15 protein-coding genes and 1 pseudogene are annotated in these 16,351 nt (G+C 40.4%); 5 read left to right on the forward strand and 11 right to left on the reverse strand.

Going from position 1 to position 16,351, the window contains the following annotated elements:
- Nucleotides 1-29: 29 nt before the first annotated feature.
- A complete protein-coding gene (locus J6836_RS19135) occupies nucleotides 30-1,244 on the forward strand; it encodes an aspartate aminotransferase family protein (protein ID WP_219245438.1) in 1,215 nt (404 codons plus the stop codon).
- A 47-nt stretch (nucleotides 1,245-1,291) separates the two neighbouring features.
- Here J6836_RS19135 and J6836_RS19140 read toward each other — a convergent pair whose 3' ends face one another.
- Nucleotides 1,292-2,707, reverse strand: a complete 1,416-nt coding sequence (locus J6836_RS19140; RefSeq protein ID WP_219245439.1) for a hypothetical protein — start codon at nucleotides 2,705-2,707, stop codon at nucleotides 1,292-1,294.
- Nucleotides 2,708-2,898: 191 nt separating this feature from the next.
- Entirely contained in the window at nucleotides 2,899-3,531 is a 633-nt protein-coding gene (gene crp, locus J6836_RS19145) for a cAMP-activated global transcriptional regulator CRP (protein WP_004262556.1), read from the reverse strand.
- A 356-nt stretch (nucleotides 3,532-3,887) separates the two neighbouring features.
- Here crp and J6836_RS19150 point away from each other — a divergent pair, with 356 nt between their 5' ends.
- Entirely contained in the window at nucleotides 3,888-4,289 is a 402-nt protein-coding gene (locus tag J6836_RS19150) for an OsmC family protein (RefSeq protein ID WP_219245440.1), read from the forward strand.
- A 90-nt stretch (nucleotides 4,290-4,379) separates the two neighbouring features.
- Here J6836_RS19150 and J6836_RS19155 read toward each other — a convergent pair whose 3' ends face one another.
- Genes J6836_RS19155 through J6836_RS19165 form a run of 3 tightly spaced genes read right to left on the reverse strand, consistent with a single transcriptional unit; the run spans nucleotide 4,380 to nucleotide 6,494 of the window.
- A complete protein-coding gene (locus J6836_RS19155) occupies nucleotides 4,380-5,246 on the reverse strand; it encodes a phosphoribulokinase (RefSeq protein WP_219245441.1) in 867 nt (288 codons plus the stop codon).
- A 58-nt stretch (nucleotides 5,247-5,304) separates the two neighbouring features.
- Nucleotides 5,305-5,514 carry a YheU family protein gene (locus J6836_RS19160; RefSeq protein ID WP_219245442.1) on the reverse strand — a complete coding sequence of 70 codons (210 nt, stop codon included), beginning with the start codon at nucleotides 5,512-5,514 and terminating at the stop codon, nucleotides 5,305-5,307.
- Nucleotides 5,511-6,494, reverse strand: a complete 984-nt coding sequence (locus J6836_RS19165; RefSeq protein WP_219245443.1) for a hydrolase — start codon at nucleotides 6,492-6,494, stop codon at nucleotides 5,511-5,513. Before J6836_RS19165 ends, J6836_RS19160 begins: the two co-directional genes overlap by 4 nt.
- Before the next feature lie 101 nt (nucleotides 6,495-6,595).
- Between J6836_RS19165 and J6836_RS19170 the strand changes: the two genes are divergently transcribed.
- Nucleotides 6,596-7,201 carry a LysE family translocator gene (locus J6836_RS19170; RefSeq protein ID WP_219245444.1) on the forward strand — a complete coding sequence of 202 codons (606 nt, stop codon included), beginning with the start codon at nucleotides 6,596-6,598 and terminating at the stop codon, nucleotides 7,199-7,201.
- A gap of 44 nt (nucleotides 7,202-7,245) precedes the next feature.
- Here the strand turns inward: J6836_RS19170 and J6836_RS19175 are convergent, their stop codons facing one another.
- The 4 genes and pseudogenes from J6836_RS19175 to murQ all read right to left on the reverse strand — a co-directional run bounded on the left by J6836_RS19175 (nucleotide 7,246) and on the right by murQ (nucleotide 10,406).
- Entirely contained in the window at nucleotides 7,246-7,545 is a 300-nt protein-coding gene (locus tag J6836_RS19175; RefSeq protein WP_219249555.1) for a helix-turn-helix domain-containing protein, read from the reverse strand.
- Nucleotides 7,546-7,905: pseudogene (locus J6836_RS19180) on the reverse strand (type II toxin-antitoxin system RelE/ParE family toxin); the annotation flags it as partial.
- 92 nt (nucleotides 7,906-7,997) lie between these two features.
- The gene (murP, locus tag J6836_RS19185; protein WP_219245445.1) at nucleotides 7,998-9,467 is read right to left on the reverse strand and encodes a PTS N-acetylmuramic acid transporter subunit IIBC; all 1,470 of its coding nucleotides are present in this window, start codon (nucleotides 9,465-9,467) and stop codon (nucleotides 7,998-8,000) included.
- Between the two features lie 27 nt (nucleotides 9,468-9,494).
- Nucleotides 9,495-10,406: an N-acetylmuramic acid 6-phosphate etherase gene (murQ, locus tag J6836_RS19190; RefSeq protein ID WP_219245446.1), complete on the reverse strand. Its 912-nt coding sequence runs from the start codon at nucleotides 10,404-10,406 to the stop codon at nucleotides 9,495-9,497.
- Nucleotides 10,407-10,659: 253 nt separating this feature from the next.
- Here murQ and J6836_RS19195 point away from each other — a divergent pair, with 253 nt between their 5' ends.
- Complete coding sequence (locus tag J6836_RS19195) at nucleotides 10,660-11,520, forward strand: MurR/RpiR family transcriptional regulator (RefSeq protein ID WP_219245447.1); 861 nt, start codon at nucleotides 10,660-10,662, stop codon at nucleotides 11,518-11,520.
- A 104-nt stretch (nucleotides 11,521-11,624) separates the two neighbouring features.
- Nucleotides 11,625-13,895 (forward strand): arginine decarboxylase, encoded by a 2,271-nt coding sequence (gene adiA, locus J6836_RS19200; protein WP_219245448.1) that lies wholly within the window; start codon nucleotides 11,625-11,627, stop codon nucleotides 13,893-13,895.
- 111 nt (nucleotides 13,896-14,006) lie between these two features.
- Here the strand turns inward: adiA and J6836_RS19205 are convergent, their stop codons facing one another.
- Both J6836_RS19205 and J6836_RS19210 read right to left on the reverse strand, forming a co-directional pair.
- Nucleotides 14,007-14,738, reverse strand: a complete 732-nt coding sequence (locus J6836_RS19205; RefSeq protein ID WP_219245449.1) for an Lnb N-terminal periplasmic domain-containing protein — start codon at nucleotides 14,736-14,738, stop codon at nucleotides 14,007-14,009.
- A gap of 4 nt (nucleotides 14,739-14,742) precedes the next feature.
- Entirely contained in the window at nucleotides 14,743-15,951 is a 1,209-nt protein-coding gene (locus J6836_RS19210) for a peptidase (protein WP_219245450.1), read from the reverse strand.
- Nucleotides 15,952-16,351 lie beyond the last annotated feature (400 nt).

A 16,351-nucleotide genomic window follows, 5' to 3' on the forward strand; every position in this document is an offset into this window, starting at 1 on the left:
TAAGCATCAGGTTAGAGCAGGTGAGGGGTATGACAGAACAACAATCAGTAAATCGGCAGACTTTTGACCAAGTCATGTTGCCTATATTTTCACCCGCTGAGTTTATTCCAGTAAAGGGCGAAGGAAGCCGTGTTTGGGATCAGCAAGGCAAAGAATACATTGACTTTGCAGGTGGAATTGCCGTTTTAGCATTAGGGCACTGCCACCCAAGTTTGGTTGCGGCCGTTCGTGAGCAAAGTGAAAAGCTTTGGCACGTCAGTAATATCTTTACCAATGAACAAGCACTTAAACTTGCACAAAAAATCACCCACGCGACATTTGCTGATCGCGCGTTTTTTGTGAACTCAGGTTCAGAAGCCAATGAAGCGGCTTTTAAACTAGCGCGTCGTTATGCCATCACAAAATACAGTCCTTATAAAACCAAAATCATTGCATTTAAGCAGGGGTTCCATGGGCGCACACTATTTACCGTTTCGGTTGGTGGGCAAGCTAAATACGCTGACGGTTTTGGGCCAAAGCCTGCGGATATTATCCATGTACCTTTTAACGACCTCGATGCAGTTAAAGCGGTGATCGATGAGAATACCTGTGCGGTTGTTTTAGAGCCCGTACAAGGTGAAGGTGGCGTCACTGCGGCTACGTCAGAATTTCTGCAAGGTGTTCGTAAGCTGTGTGATGAAAATAACGCCTTATTAATTTTCGATGAAGTGCAAAGTGGAATGGGGCGCACAGGCAAACTATTTTCTTATATGCACTATGGTGTGACACCCGATATTTTGACCACAGCAAAAGCATTGGGCGGTGGTTTTCCAATTAGTGCGATGATTACGACAGAAGAAATCGCGAAAACCATGGAAGTTGGTTCTCATGGTACAACGTATGGTGGTAACCCATTAGCTTGCGCGGTGGGCAATGCCGCATTTGATATTATTAATACTGAAGAAGTATTAAAAGGTGTCGAAAAACGTCGCGAGCTATTTGTTACTCATTTAAATAAGCTGAATGATAAATACGGCATTTTCTCCGAGATCAGAGGAATGGGGTTATTAATCGGCGCGGAGTTAGATGGCAAACTATTAAACCGCTCGAAAGATATTTTGCAAGCCAGTGCAGTGGAAGGCCTGATGATGTTAAACGCCGGCACTAACGTACTGCGTTTTACGCCTTCTCTGATTATTTCTGAAGAAGAAATCAACAGCGGAATGGCAAAATTAGAGACGGCGATTGGGAAGTTGCTGGGTTAATTTCTATATCAAAGGTGCAGAAATGATCCTCTGCACCTTTATCGTAATTAAGCCTTTTCGCTATGCTCTAAATTTTTTAGCTGATTTTTTAATTGAGTAAAACGGGTTTCTTCTTTTTTTATTTCTACTTGAAGGTGGCCTAAATCATTAAGGGTTTTCTCTACACCTTTTAGTTTAGCATCTAAATTTTTAGTGTCTGGTTTTTTATCATTTAATATTTTTTGTTTTGAATTTTCATTTAATTGGAAGTTATATTCCTTGCTAATATGCATGTCTCGTAACATTGTTGCTCTATTGATATATATTTTCCCATTAAATTGATACGTTATTTTCTTCGGTTTCACCGTAATATGTGTTTTTTTATGGTGCTCTTCTATTTTTTTTGATTTTGAATTCTCTAACTCATGACTTTTTTTATTAATAATATTATTTTTATTCTGATTCTCAGTTTCTTCTGAACTATAACCTGATTCATCGGTTGTTTCTGAATAATAGCCTGAGGAATTAGAATTTAGACTCTCATTACTATTGAAAATATTTTTTTCAGATGTGATTTTTATGGTTTTTTCTTCATTTTTTTTAAGGGCGCTGAGTTGGTTATTTAATTTATTAATAACTTCATTCATAGTTTCAATGGTAGCGCTAAATGTAGTATCTCTTTTATTAGATGGAGAGGAAATACATTCATTAATTAAATTTTGGGTGGATTTGGTATATTTAAATTTATCACCTAATTTGTTAAAATCTTTACGGGATGATATCTCTTTTTCGAGCTCGTGAATTCTATTTTTTAGGTTCTTAGCTTGATTAAATTGTTCTTTATCCTTACCTGAAAATGATATAGGAGGGTTTTTTTCTTCGTTTACTGTTTCTGCATTTTGTTTGTTAGTTTTTTGTATTTCAGTCATTTCATTTTTATTATAAAACTTAACGCTGTATAAATCTTCCTTTCTAGGGTTAAGTTTGTTTTTAACTACTAAAGCTTGAATCTTCCCTGTTGATTGTACTTTTTCAATCGAATTATAAAAGAATTGTTTTATTTTATTGATACCAAAATCGTTAATTAAAAAATTTTTTCGGTCTATGTTAATTAATTCAGCATTAGAGTTGGTGGTTTTCATAGGTGTATATTCCAGTTTAATTTTTATTGGCGTATTATTTTTTATAGTGATGTTGTTTTTAACGATATTTGATGGGGAAATTAAATCATCTTCATGATAGGTATAAGGTAATAATAGTTTTTCAACAGGTGGTGAATAGGGGAGGCGATTTAGCTCGGGTTGTGCTCTTTCTTGAAACTCACAAGTCAGAGTCGCGAAGTTTATTTTCTTATAATTCTCAGAATTGAATGTCTTAATAATACTTAAATTATCAATGATTGACGGGCTTCGGAAAACAATATTTTTATTACTTGTGTTATTCGATATTCTGGCTAATTTATTGACGTTGACATCTAATTTCACAACAAATAATCTCCTAATAATGGTTAACTCCCATTATCTTAGTTTGATTATTAGTCAGAAAAATATAAAGAAACGACACTCATTAAAAATGATATATAAAACAACCGTATTTTGGGGAAATAGCGTTATACTTAGGATATAACGCTATTCAAAAAGGTGCGCCCCACCAAGGGAGTGAGGCGAAAGGTTAATTATCGTGTACCGTAAACAACAATGGTTTTACCATGCGCGGAGATTAAGTTTTGATCTTCCAGCATTTTCAAAATACGGCCGACAGTTTCACGGGAACAACCAACGATTTGGCCAATTTCCTGACGGGTGATTTTGATTTGCATCCCGTCTGGATGCGTCATGGCATCAGGTTGTTTGGCTAGATTCAGTAACGTTTGTGCAATACGACCTGTCACGTCTAAGAAGGCGAGGTTGCCCACTTTTTCTGACGTGGTTTGTAGGCGGCTTGCCATTTGCGCAGAGAGGCGCATTAAGATATCAGGGTTAACCTGAATCAATTGACGGAATTTTTTGTAAGAAATTTCAGCAACTTCGCAGGCGATTTTTGCTCTAACCCACGCAGTACGTTCTTGCCCTTCTTCAAATAATCCAAGCTCACCAATGAAATCCCCCTGATTCAGGTAGGAGAGGATCATTTCTTTGCCTTCTTCATCTTTGATTAAAACAGCCACTGAACCTTTAACTATGTAGTAAAGGGTTTCTGCTTTCTCACCCTGATGGATCAGTGTGCTCTTGGATGGATACTTATGAATATGGCAGTGTGACAAAAACCATTCAAGAGTAGGGTCTGTTTGTGGCTTGCCGAGAACCATTAGCGTTATCCTCTGTATGTTATTGCAGCCATCCGGAAAAAGCGTACCAGAAAGGCTGGCTTTAAAGTCACTAGCTTAGCATATTAATTTGTCTTATATACCCTAAATAATAGGAAGAGCAACATTGCATCAATCGCTTTTCATGGTTAGGGTAAACAAATTGATATCAACACTATAATATAATCAAATACAACGTTGAGTTTTGATCTTAATCCTATCAACTAAGTATTGTTTGTAGCATATTCAATACAGAAAGTCTTCCCTGTATCGCTTCAGCAGAATAAAGCTGATATAACATTCATTATATCTATGGAACAATGTAGCCTTTAAATCGATTTCATTTCAAGGGGAATAAAATGGAAGCAAGAGTTAAATGGGTAGAAGGACTCTCTTTTTTAGGTGAGTCAGCGTCAGGCCACCAAGTGATGATGGATGGTAACGCAGGCGATAAAGCACCAAGCCCAATGGAGATGGTGTTAATGGCAGCGGGCGGTTGTAGCGCGATTGACGTGGTATCCATCTTACAAAAAGGTCGTAATGACATTACCGACTGTGAAGTGAAATTAACCTCCGAGCGTCGCGAAGAAGCGCCACGCTATTTCGTTAAAATTCATTTGCATTTTATTGTAACAGGGAATGAATTAACGGATAAAGCCGTTGAACGTGCGGTTCAACTTTCGGCTGAAAAATATTGTTCGGTCGCGTTGATGTTAGAAAAAACTGTGGAAGTGACCCACAGCTTTGAAATAAGAAATTAAAAATAAATTTAATTATTATTAATATATTTGAATTGAAAGATGCTTATCTTAATTAATGGTAAGCATCTTGTTTAATAATCAAAAAGCAATTTAGCTATGTTTTTGACTAATTAGTTTTTCAACTATTGGTGTCATAATTAATTCCATCGCTAAGCCTAATTTCCCTCCAGGTACCACAATAGTATTCATCGCAGAGATAAAAGAGCCTGATATCATTGATAGCAGGTAGGGAAAATCGATCTGTTCAAGCCCACGAAAGCGAATAACGATAAAGCTTTCATCTTGTGAAGGAATGGCTTTCGCTGAAAATGGGTTTGAGGTATCCACAGTCGGTACGCGTTGGAAGTTAATATGAGTACGGGAAAATTGTGGTGTAATGTAGTTAATGTAGTCACCCATCGAACGTACCACTGAATCCATTACCGCTTCTCGGGAGTGCCCGCGCTCCGTAGTGTCTCTGATGAGCTTTTGTATCCACTCTAAGTTCACGATAGGCACAACACCGACAAGTAAATCAACATGTTGCGCGACATTGTGCTCAGGTGTCACTATCCCACCGTGTAAGCCCTCATAGAACAGCACATCCGTTTTTTCGGGTAACGATTCCCAAGGGGTGAATGTACCTGGTTGTAAACCATAAGGAACTGCTTCGTCATAGGTATGTAGGTATTTTCGTGATTTCCCACAGCCCGTTTTGGCGTAATCCACCAGTGTTTGCTCAAGTAGCGCAAAGTCATTGGCTTCTGGGCCAAAATAACTAATATGGCGGCCTTGTTCTCTGGCTTTGCGGATCGCCATATCCATTTCAGGGCGAGTATAACGATGGAAGCTGTCACCTTCTAGCGTGGCAGATTGGATATTTAATTGATGGAATATTTTACGGAATGCTTGGCTAGTTGAGGTTGTGCCGGCACCGCTTGAACCAGTGATGGCAATAATCGGGTGTTTTTTGGACATAGCGGACTCCCTGTGTTGCGCTTATGGCCACTATTTCAGAAACAGCGAACGAAGCGGGTTAGCGGGCTTTAGGCATGAAATTAACGGATTCATGCAATTCTGACCAGACTAGCACAATTTCGCCAGAAACTAACTGCCGTTTCACATCGTTCACTTTATCTTGCAGGCTTTTTTCTTGGGCGCCGTAGTCGGTGCCCTCGCGTAACACATAGCTTTCAATCAGATTTTCCAGTGTTTCAGGCGCAAGCTCTCGCCAAGGAATAATCATTCTTTTTCCTTATTTAAATAAGGGGTTAGCCATTGTGGAATTCGGGTTTCTAGCCACATTTTGGGCTTTCTTAATGTTCCACTCACAAAGCCCACGTGGCCACCATGCTCAGTCATTTGATATTCCACATTTTTAGGTAAATGTGATAAATCAGGGACCACTTCAGGTGCCATAAAGGGATCATCTTTGGCATGAATAATTAATGTTGGCTTAGTGATATAAGCAAGCTTAGGGAGTGCACTGCATTTTTGATAATAATCCGTTGCATCATCAAAGCCATGAATACGAGCGGTGATAACATCATCAAATTCACGAATGCGTTTTAGTTGTTTTAGCTGTAACAAATTTAATGGTAATGAACCAGGGTAGCGAACCAGTTTACGAGTTGCATTACGCTTTAAGCCATTGAGTAAATAGCGCTGATAAAATTGAGAAATCCCTTTTTCCATACGCAATGAACAGGCTTCCAACATTAATGGTGCGGAGACCACCACGCCAGCGTCCACATCGGCATTTTGACCGCTTTCAGCGAGATAACATGCTAACATATTACCACCAAGGGAATAACCCACAGCCGCTGTTGGTGCATCACCAAAGGTTTGTTTTAGCCAGCGTAAAAAATAGCGCGCATCAGTTGTTTCACCTGAATGATAGATGCGTTGTTGGCGATTGGGTTCGCCGCTGCAACCTCGAAAATGCATGATGACACCTAACCAACCTTGGTTTTGTGCGCTTTCTAACATGCCGTGGGCATAGGGGCTTTTAAAATTGCCTTCTAAGCCATGAAAAATGACTAAACGCGGCTTATGTGCAGCGAGCTCAGGTTTCTCGCTCCAAGCAAGATCGATAAAATCGCCATCAGGCAATTCGAGTCTCTGCCAAAGAGGTTTAATTTTCGGTGTCCTGCGAAAAATTCTTGGCAACAAAGTTTGGAGGTGTGGATTCTTAGCCCAACTTATCGGACGAAAGTTTTCTGACATAGCCTTATTTTATTTAATGGGGACTCTTGTGAGTCACATAACATACTGTTATTTTTTTGTGATGCAAGTAAACAAATTTGAGTTTGAGGATTAAAGTATAAATGACACTGGGGCTGATTTTTTCACTTTTTACATTTCTATTCATTGCTGCAGTCACACCCGGCCCTAACAATATGTTGCTGACCTCAAGTGCAGCAAACTATGGTTTTCGTCGTACTATCACACTCTGCCTAGGGATCATGCTGGGTATGCAGTCCATACTTTACCTCTCTGCATTTGGGATTGCTGCGCTTTTACTGCTATATCCCGCTATCCATATTGTCTTAAAAATTGCAGGGAGTATTTACTTATTGTGGCTCGCATGGAAAACCGCGACCGCAAATTATGCACCACTTAAAGCAAATAGCGAAGTGGCAAAAAGCGTGACTTGGTATCAGGGCGGTTTATTGCAGTTTTTAAATCCAAAAGCATGGATGATGGGTTTAGGGGCTGTTGGCGGGTTTAGCCTGCCCGGTGAGTTATTTACTCAATCAATTATCATGATGAGTATCGCTTTTGTGATTGTGAATTTGGTGGCAGGCCTTATTTGGATGGGGTTTGGTTCGCTAATTAGCTTGTTTCTTCGTAGCCGCCGTGCATGGTTTATTTTTAACTGGACGATGGGATTGCTGACGGCACTGTGCGTACCATTAATTTGGTTGGAGTAATGCCTGTAGCCAAGAAGCTAAGTATGCTTAGCTTCTTGGTATATCTATATATGAAAAATATGGTCGTGACCTGTTGGTAATTCGATGGTTAGGCTAAGTTTCCCCCCCATCGCTTCGACGTAGCGTTTTAACGTGGCAAGCTTTAGGTCATTTCCCCGCCGTTCAATTTGTGTAATCGCAGGTTGCGAAATACCTAGGTTTTCAGCTAGCATTTTTTGGGAAATATTCAGTTCTTCTCGTAATAACTGGAGACCTGTTTCGAGTACCATTTCTTCAGTTAACGCTTTGATTCTAGATTGGCTTTGAGGGGAACGTTCAGCAATTGCGTCACGCAGTGTTTTCATTTTTTTCTCCATGAGTGCAAGGTATGCCATAAATTCATTATCAGCAATTTGAATCATTGTTTGATAAAAACGTTTGTTATTACTTTTATCTCCCGCACATAACACAATAGCTTGACGTTTGAAATCAAAGGCAAAAAATGCGCGTAGAGCCTTCCCCGAATGTTGAATTCTTAACTCTTTCATATTGCTATATTTAGAGCCTTTAATGGTATCAGCATAGGGGCGAGGCAGTTTAGGGCCATAGGCTTCTAGGTTCCCAAGAGCGGCTAAGACTTTCTCTTGAACGGGTACGTTTTGCTGATTTAGCCAATTTTCAAAATGAGAGGTTAGTATTACTGTCCACACGATGCATCCTTGCATAAGTGATAATCTATTGTTAAATTTATAAGCTATAGCTTATATTTTCAATACGAAAAAGCAGCCATCAGGCTGCTTTTTTGCTTAGAGCGAGATTAACTTAAATCGACGCCTTTACTGCCAAACAGGTAAGTAAAGAGGAAACCACAGACATACGAAACCAGTATGCCGCCCGCATATACTGCCATCCCAGCGAGAACGCCTTGCCCTGAGGTCATTAAGGGAATAGCAATTAACCCTGATGGGCCAAACACCGTATTTAAACCGACAGGCAAACCCATCCATGCTACCGCACCGATAAAGAACCCTCCTGCCGCGCCACCTAAACACGCAGTGACAAAGGGTTTGACGCGTGGAAGTGTGACACCGTAAATCAGTGGCTCACCAATACCTAAGAAGCCAGGGAACAGAGCACCACCAATTTGCCCACGGGTGACTGAGCCTTTTTTTGCTTTCACATATAAAGCAAGTGCTGCACCGACTTGGCCTGCACCCGCCATTGCCAGTATTGGGAACAGTGAGTTAAACCCTTGGGCGTCCACTAAGGCTACGTAAACAGGGATAAACCCTTGGTGAACCCCAAACATTACTGCGATCAAGAACAGCCCTGCTAAAACTGCGGTTCCAATTGGGTTGCCGTTTAAGTGCATAAATAACCAAGACATTCCATCGAACAGCCAAACACCAATCGGCATGATAAAGATAAAGGTAGCTGCTCCAACAATTAACAGAGTAATGGTTGAAGTCAGAATAATATCAAGGCTGGATGGAATAATTTTACGAACTTGTTTTTCTACCCACGCCCCAAAAATACAGGCGATTAAAATCCCGATGATGTTACCGCGAGGGTCAATGTGCCAACCAAAGAAGTTCGACATCCCTGAATAGAAACCTTTTGTGGCTTCAGGGTCGTAACCTAAAATAAATAAGGCAGCAATAATTGCGCCGTTAACACCGCTCCCTCCAAAGGCTTTTTGGGCGTTGTAGCCAATTAATAGCCCCATAAAGGTAAATAAACCTTTACCGAATATAGCAAGGTAGGCAATAGCGCTTTTTAACCAGCTCAACTGCTGGGAGTCTGGTGGGAATAAGTTTTCATTGGCGACTAACAGGCCGAGCAATGACGCGATCCCCATCAAGAGACCTGCACCAATAAACCCCGGAATTAATGGTGTAAAGATGGTGGCAAATTTTGATAGGAAGCGGTGTACTGCACTGGTTTGTTTCTTTTTCAACTGCTGCTTATTGGCAGAGGCTATTTCGTTCAAGTCTTGAGTTTGATGAGGCAGTTCATCGTGCTCATCTTCTTCATCCTCTAGCATTTTGTTCATTAAGTCCGCAGCGGTTTGAGCTTTACCTGGGCCAAGGACAATTTGTAGCTGTTCGTCACTTTCAATAACACCAAGCACACCTGCGATTTGCTTGAGTGCGGCTTTATCGACGAGTTGTTCATTGTTGAGTGTGAGTCGTAAGCGAGTCATGCAGTTACCCGCTAATTTAATATTGCGACGACCCCCAACCTGTTGCAGGATCTGCTGCATCATTTCTATTGTTATTTTAGCCATACTATTTTTCTCATTAAAATCCGCGGATTAGGCGGAGGATGCCATATTGAGTGCTGTACGAATAAAACCGTTATTGTTTGAGAGCAGTTGACGAGCATCATCGGCATTCAGACCCGATAACACCATCAAAATGGCCGTTTTACAGTGTCTGTCACATTGTTGAAGTGCGTTTTCAGCGGTGGTTCGGTCGCAGTCAGTTGCCTCCATAACAATTTTAGTTTGTCTTTCAATTAACTTGGCATTAGTGGCTTCAACATCCACCATCAAGTTGCCAAATACCTTACCGATGCGGATCATCGCGCCTGTGGTGATCATATTCAGAACTAATTTTTGGGCAGTGCCTGCTTTCATTCGAGAAGAGCCAGTGACGACTTCTGCACCAACGACAGGGGTGATTGCGATATCTGCTGCATTGGCGATGGGGCTATCTGGATTACAGCTAATGGCTGCGGTAGTCGCGCCAACCGAGTTTGCATAAGCTAAAGCGCCTAATACATATGGAGTACGTCCACTTGCTGCGATGCCAACCAGCACATCTTTTTCATTGAATTGAATATTTTTCAGATCCTGTTCGCCTAATTCAGGTTTATCTTCCGCATTTTCGACGGCGCGAAAAATAGCTTGGTGGCCACCAGCAATAAGACCGATGACTTGCTCATGAGGCGTTCCATAAGTTGGTGGGCACTCACTGGCATCAAGTATGCCTAAACGCCCTGACGTACCTGCGCCTGAGTAAACCAACCGGCCGCCTTTTAGAAATGCGTCTGCGACTTTATCAACCAGCTGCGCAATTTCAGGGAGCACTTTTTCAACCGCTAACGGAACGAGTTTGTCCTCATCATTAATTACATGCAGCATATCAATCGTTGAAAGCTGGTCGATATTAGTACTGGCTGCATTACGGCTTTCCGTTACCATTTTGCTTAAATCGATAGTCATAAAAATTGCTCCTAAATCAGATATTGTGCTAATAATAAGGAATTATTTATTCCTTTGGTGTGATTAAGATCACGTCGATATCTATTCTAACTTGCGAATATAAAGGAATATTTTGTAAAAAATAACAGGTTAAAAAATGGCTTTGTATTGAATTTATTTAGTTATTTTTCACGTATCGATTAAGTCTGGTAGGAATAATTTATTATTCTTTTTTTTGAAAACTTGAAATGAGTACCTATTTGGAGATATCACCATGACATTATTGGACGTCATTACATATTCACTACCGAGATTAGCGGAAAATCAACGGAAAATTGCGCAATTTATCCTCGAAAATCCAGAAAATATACTGAGTTTGTCTTCATCTCAATTGGCTGAAAAACTAAATGTTAGCCAGTCTGCGATTGTGAAGTTTAGCCAAAAAGTGGGGGTTAAAGGGTACCCAGCGCTGAAACTGGCACTGAGTGAAATTATTGGGCGTCAGAAACTTAATGAAGGAGCTGCCCACACTGCATTACATAATCACATTGCACCGAATGATAATTTAATGGTGGTGGCACAAAAACTTGCGATGGAGAAAAACCATTCGATTACTGAGACCACAAAGCACATTGATTTCAAGCAGTTTGAAAAAGTTGTGGAGTTAATCGATAAATCACAACGAGTACAAATCGTGGGGATCGGCGGCTCGGGGCTAACGGCGAAAGATTTAAGCTACAAGCTACAAAAAATAGGGATCACCACATTAGTTGAATTTGACCATCATGTGCAAATTGCAGCGGCTTTAACGTTAAGTTCCAATGATGTACAGATTGTGATCTCGTTTACGGGCAAGCGGAAAGACATGCTGAGTGCAGCGAATATTGCTCATAAGCAAGGTGCATCGATTATTGCTATCACACGTGACCGATATTCGCCGCTGGCACAGTTATCTGATTACGTGCTAGAAAGCATCGCGGAAGAAGATGAATGGCGCAGTTCTTCTATTTCATCCAGAACGGCACAAAACACGATAACCGACCTCATTTTCATGGCATTGCTGCAAAAACGCGAGACCAAAGCTAAGTCATTAGTTATGAACGCGAGAATGGCAATTAATAATTTAGATGAATAGTCTTTTATCTTATAACTCATCGATAACTTTGCAATAAATACATATTTGCGTTAAGACTAAAGTCATAAGTATTTAAATTTAAAATATTCAAAGGGGAATTATTGATGAGAGCACTCATTGTTTATACTGAGTTAACTGACGAAGATTCCGTTATTAGCCACGCTGTCGCAAGGCTTGCGAGTGAATTGAACGATGAACATGTTGAAACTGTGATTATTCGCGATTTTGAAGATGGCATGGCTTACATCCGTTCAAATACCAGTATTGATTGCTTGCTGTACGGCCGTGATATGTCAGACAAGCAAGAACAAACCCAAGCTCATCAGTTAATTGCCCAACTCCATCGTCGACAAGAAGATGTACCTGTTTTTTTACTGAGTGATCGTGAGGAGGCACTGACTGCCTTTGACCGCAAAATGATGGAGCAAGTCGATGAATTTGCTTGGATCTTAGAGGATTCAGCCGACTTTATTGCAGGGCGCGTACTTGCGGCGATTATTCGTTATCGTGCGCAGTTGCTGCCACCATTAATGAAAAGCTTAATTAAATACAGTGATATACATGAATATTCGTGGGCTGCACCGGGGCACCAAGGTGGTGTCGGTTTTACCAAAACACCTGCAGGGCGAATTTACCACGATTTTTTCGGTGAGAATTTATTCCGCACAGATATCGGCATTGAGCGAGTCGCGGTGGGATCGTTACTTGACCATACGGGGGCATTTGGCGAATGTGAAAAAAATGCGGCGCGCATCTTTGGTGCTGACCAATCTTACTCTGTGGTTGTCGGGACATCGGGTTCTAACCGAACGATTATGCAAGCCTGTATGACCGATGACGACGTTGTGGTCATCGACAGAAATTGCCATAAATCGATTGAGCAAGGGTTGATCCTGACAGGGGCTAAGCCTGTGTACATGACACCAAGCCGCAACCGCTATGGGATTATTGGTCCCATTTATCCGAAAGAGATGACGCCTGAAGCCATTGCAGAAAAAATCGCTAAAAACCCGCTAACATCGGATAAAATCGGTAAACGTCCGGCTTATAGTGTTGTCACGAACTGTACCTATGATGGCGTGTGTTACCATGCACGCAAAGTTCAAGATTTACTGGATAAATCATTGGATAGAATTCATTTTGATGAGGCATGGTATGGCTACGCGCGTTTTAACCCCATTTATCATGACCATTTTGCCATGCGAGATGAACCAAGAAATGGCGATGAACCGACCATCTTTGCCACGCACTCTACGCATAAATTGTTAAATGCGTTATCTCAAGCATCATTTATTCACATCAGAAACGGCCGCAATTCAATTGATTTCAATCGTTTTAATCAGGCTTACCATATGCACGCCACCACCTCGCCGCTGTACGCGATTTGCGCCTCAAACGATATCGCGGCAGATATGATGGATGGGAATAGTGGGCGTTCACTCACCGATGAAGTGATTCGTGAATCTATCGATTTCCGCCAATCACTGGGTTATTTGTATAAAGAGTTTCTCAATGATGATGAATGGTTTTTTAAGCCATGGAATCAGGAGATGGTGAAAGACCCTGCGACAGGGAAACGTTATGCCTTTGAAGATGCCCCTGTTGAGCTGCTGATGAAAGAACAGAGCTGCTGGGTAATGAACCCAGAGGATAAATGGCACGGTTTTAAAGATATCCCTGAAAATTGGGCGATGCTTGACCCGATTAAAGTCAGTATTTTGTCACCAGGAATGGGGGACAATGGCCAATTGCTGGATACGGGTGTGCCTGCGGCGTTGGTCACAGCATGGTTAAACCATTATGGCATTGTGCCAACACGGACAACTGATTTCCAAATTATGTTCTTGTTTTCTATGGGGATCACCAAAGGGAAATGGGGGACATTGGTCAATGCGCTGCTTTCCTTTAAACGCCATTATGATAGTAACACTGGGTTGAAGAAGGTGCTGCCAGAAGTGGTGGAAAGTGCTCCTGAAATATACGGGCATATGGGACTGCGCGACTTAGGCGATAAAATGTTCGCTTACCTGCAAAAAAATAACCCTGGTGGGCAATTGAACCAAGCCTATGAACAACTGCCTGAAGTCATGATGAGTCCACGGGATGCATACCAAGAGATTGTCGCTAACCGTGTTGAGGCAGTGCCATTGGACGCACTCGTTGGACGCATTGCGGCGAACTCTATCATTCCATACCCACCAGGAATTCCGATGTTACTTTCAGGTGAAAGTTTCGGTGAAGCCAATAGCCCCCACATTGGTTATTTACGTAGTTTACAAGCTTGGGATACCGAGTTTCCGGGCTTTGAACATGAGACTGAAGGCACGGAAAAAATTGATGGTGAGTATTATGTGATGTGTGTGAAAGCACGCTAGTGAGAACGTAATTCATTGCATGGATTAAGAGCGAAAATAGATCCTTACTAATAAACTTATTGGTTAAGGATCTATTGCTTATCGGTCCGATTTCTTGAATGTAGCCCGTGTTTAGCCTAGTTCACGCCTAATCTGATGTGAGAATGTCTCGTCAATGGATGGGATAATCGGAATTTGCTGTTTGTTAAAATAGTCTTTATCTTCAATAAAGCCTAATTGATGGCAGTATTGAGATGCATAGCCACTGACAAGTAATTTCCAGTTAAATTTAAAGTCTGGGTAGGTTTTTTGGGCGATTTTATAAATACTGGTCGTGCAGTTATTCCACATGGAATGGTACTTTTCATCATTTTCTTTTAACGCGTTTATTTTACTCATGTAATTGATAAAGAATTCGGTAATGAGAGCCTTATCTAAATTTAATGGGAAAATATAAACCTGTTCGTTACGTAAATTAACCCGCGTACCAATTAAATCCTGCTCATCAGCAACGACATAAATAATGTCATAGTTATAAAAAAAACCTTTCCAAACAGAAAATTGTTGGTGTGATTTGCGTCTTGTCTCTATAGAGAAAGAGACGTAATCCCCATTTGAGAAACCAAAGCTCAGAAAAACATGAGCTATCATTTTACCTGACCAGTGGGATTGTATCAGATCGACACTCTGTAGCTGGTCAAGGTTGTAATTACGGGTATGCCATGTGTAATCGTTCTTATCGGAAAATTGAAAAGAGCGGAAGTTATGGATAGTAATCTCTGAAGTATCGCGATTAAAATCCATAGAGGATTTATGGCGATACTCTGTTCTCCATTTTTCTGTTGGGGACATGTTCTTTGCCATAAATTCACATTTTCAATAAAACGGACATTGCACGAGAATAATCTAAAACAATGCCGGGGGTCCATGTCATGATACTTGCGTGTTTCCTCAACTGAGACATTACCCAAAGTTCAGGGCTAAATAGTAATTTGAGGAGTAACATGAATCCACCTTGTTTCTCTGCAAAATACCCTTCCGTACTTTTTACCAGCGCTAAAGAGACAACTGTTGAACAATTGCGATTCGTTAAGTTGTAAGTCGTGTCTTTGCTATACTCCTGCCAAAATGTATCCAGTTTTTCTTTGCTGATACCATCAATAGTTAATTTAAAATTCGATGGTGAGGCAATTTTCATTTCATCAAGATAACTTACTTGAAAAACGCCAGTATCATTATTTTCTTCCGTAGATTTTAATATCTGCAAGAATTGTGCAGTATCGCGATCGATATCTTTCTCAGGATAGTGACTGATATAAATCTCATCGAGTTCAAAAGCTACGTGTCCAGTACTAATTACCCCGAGTGAATTACGGGAGACAATATAGCGTTGGATAATTTTAAAAAATAGTGGCAATTGCCCTGTCGTCGTCCAGACATGCACAACAGCTTGTTCTCTATTCTTTTTATGGTTACTACTCTCTAAGTCGGTTTTCATACCGTCAATATCGGCTAACTGACTACTGATGACAAAATAATAAACAAAGAAAGAGTCTAAGGAGTAAATTAGAATCAGTGTTCCGACATCCCAGTATATTTGGCGGGAAGAGTAATCAAATGACCATGGAATAAAATTCCATAAACCTATAAAAAACTCAAGAATAGAAACTGCTAACATCAGTTTCCAACGTTGGAACTTGAGTACAATACTGTTAGACATTTTCCATATTGAACTCATCATTAAATATAGGCCGGTAATGAAACCGGATAATACGGTTTCCCATGCGTGAATTTGAGAAAATAAAACGACATACACCATAAAGAGCAAAACGAGGCCACGGCTTATTCTTAAACCACGAGTAGCGCCTTTACAATAAACAGCACAGATGAATGATCGAATAGCTTCCAAGAGAATTGGGATACACAGGAAAATCATGAATTCATAAGGATCTGCAAAGAAAGGCAGCAAGAAAAAACCAATGCCAATGAAAGCACCAAATAAAGTGATGGAGAGTATAGCCCAGAAATATTTCTTGGCAGTTTCTCTGCCATAAAGCATGGTAATAATATAAATCATTTTGCACCAAAATAGTCATTAATTGCATTTAATCTGCATTTTTTAGTTTCTAATAATCGTTTTATTATAATAAAAATATTCAAATGAGAAAATTAGCTAGGAGTGATGGGCTTTTTTTGGGATTTTAATTTATTGAAGAGTAAGTGATATTTTTCATGCTAGCATTTTAAATAAAGACTTTAAATGCTAGCAGTTGGAGACTAATTGATGAATAGTTCTGTATATTTTAATTGAATGGTATCATTTGTTTCTGTTAAATATCATAAATGAGAGTTTTGTGTTTAATTTTAAAAAGCTAATCACCAATTCCAATTGAGATTATCTTATTTTGATGTTTTATTGAAATCCCCCTCATTAATTGAACTTGGATAAGGGGGGATTCTTTATGAAAAGAAAGTAT

The sequence above is a fragment of the Providencia sp. R33 genome (assembly GCF_019343475.1).
Taxonomy (GTDB): domain Bacteria; phylum Pseudomonadota; class Gammaproteobacteria; order Enterobacterales; family Enterobacteriaceae; genus Providencia.

Coding starts and splice junctions, on each gene's coding strand:
- J6836_RS19135 (WP_219245438.1), top strand. CDS start 30: ATGACAGAACAACAATCAGTAAATCGGCAGACTTTTGACCAAGTCATG.
- crp (WP_004262556.1), bottom strand. CDS start 3,531: ATGGTTCTCGGCAAGCCACAAACAGACCCTACTCTTGAATGGTTTTTG.
- J6836_RS19150 (WP_219245440.1), top strand. CDS start 3,888: ATGGAAGCAAGAGTTAAATGGGTAGAAGGACTCTCTTTTTTAGGTGAG.
- J6836_RS19155 (WP_219245441.1), bottom strand. CDS start 5,246: ATGTCCAAAAAACACCCGATTATTGCCATCACTGGTTCAAGCGGTGCC.
- J6836_RS19160 (WP_219245442.1), bottom strand. CDS start 5,514: ATGATTATTCCTTGGCGAGAGCTTGCGCCTGAAACACTGGAAAATCTG.
- J6836_RS19165 (WP_219245443.1), bottom strand. CDS start 6,494: ATGTCAGAAAACTTTCGTCCGATAAGTTGGGCTAAGAATCCACACCTC.
- J6836_RS19170 (WP_219245444.1), top strand. CDS start 6,596: ATGACACTGGGGCTGATTTTTTCACTTTTTACATTTCTATTCATTGCT.
- J6836_RS19175 (WP_219249555.1), bottom strand. CDS start 7,545: ATGAAAACACTGCGTGACGCAATTGCTGAACGTTCCCCTCAAAGCCAA.
- murP (WP_219245445.1), bottom strand. CDS start 9,467: ATGGCTAAAATAACAATAGAAATGATGCAGCAGATCCTGCAACAGGTT.
- murQ (WP_219245446.1), bottom strand. CDS start 10,406: ATGACTATCGATTTAAGCAAAATGGTAACGGAAAGCCGTAATGCAGCC.
- J6836_RS19195 (WP_219245447.1), top strand. CDS start 10,660: ATGACATTATTGGACGTCATTACATATTCACTACCGAGATTAGCGGAA.
- adiA (WP_219245448.1), top strand. CDS start 11,625: ATGAGAGCACTCATTGTTTATACTGAGTTAACTGACGAAGATTCCGTT.
- J6836_RS19205 (WP_219245449.1), bottom strand. CDS start 14,738: ATGGCAAAGAACATGTCCCCAACAGAAAAATGGAGAACAGAGTATCGC.
- J6836_RS19210 (WP_219245450.1), bottom strand. CDS start 15,951: ATGATTTATATTATTACCATGCTTTATGGCAGAGAAACTGCCAAGAAA.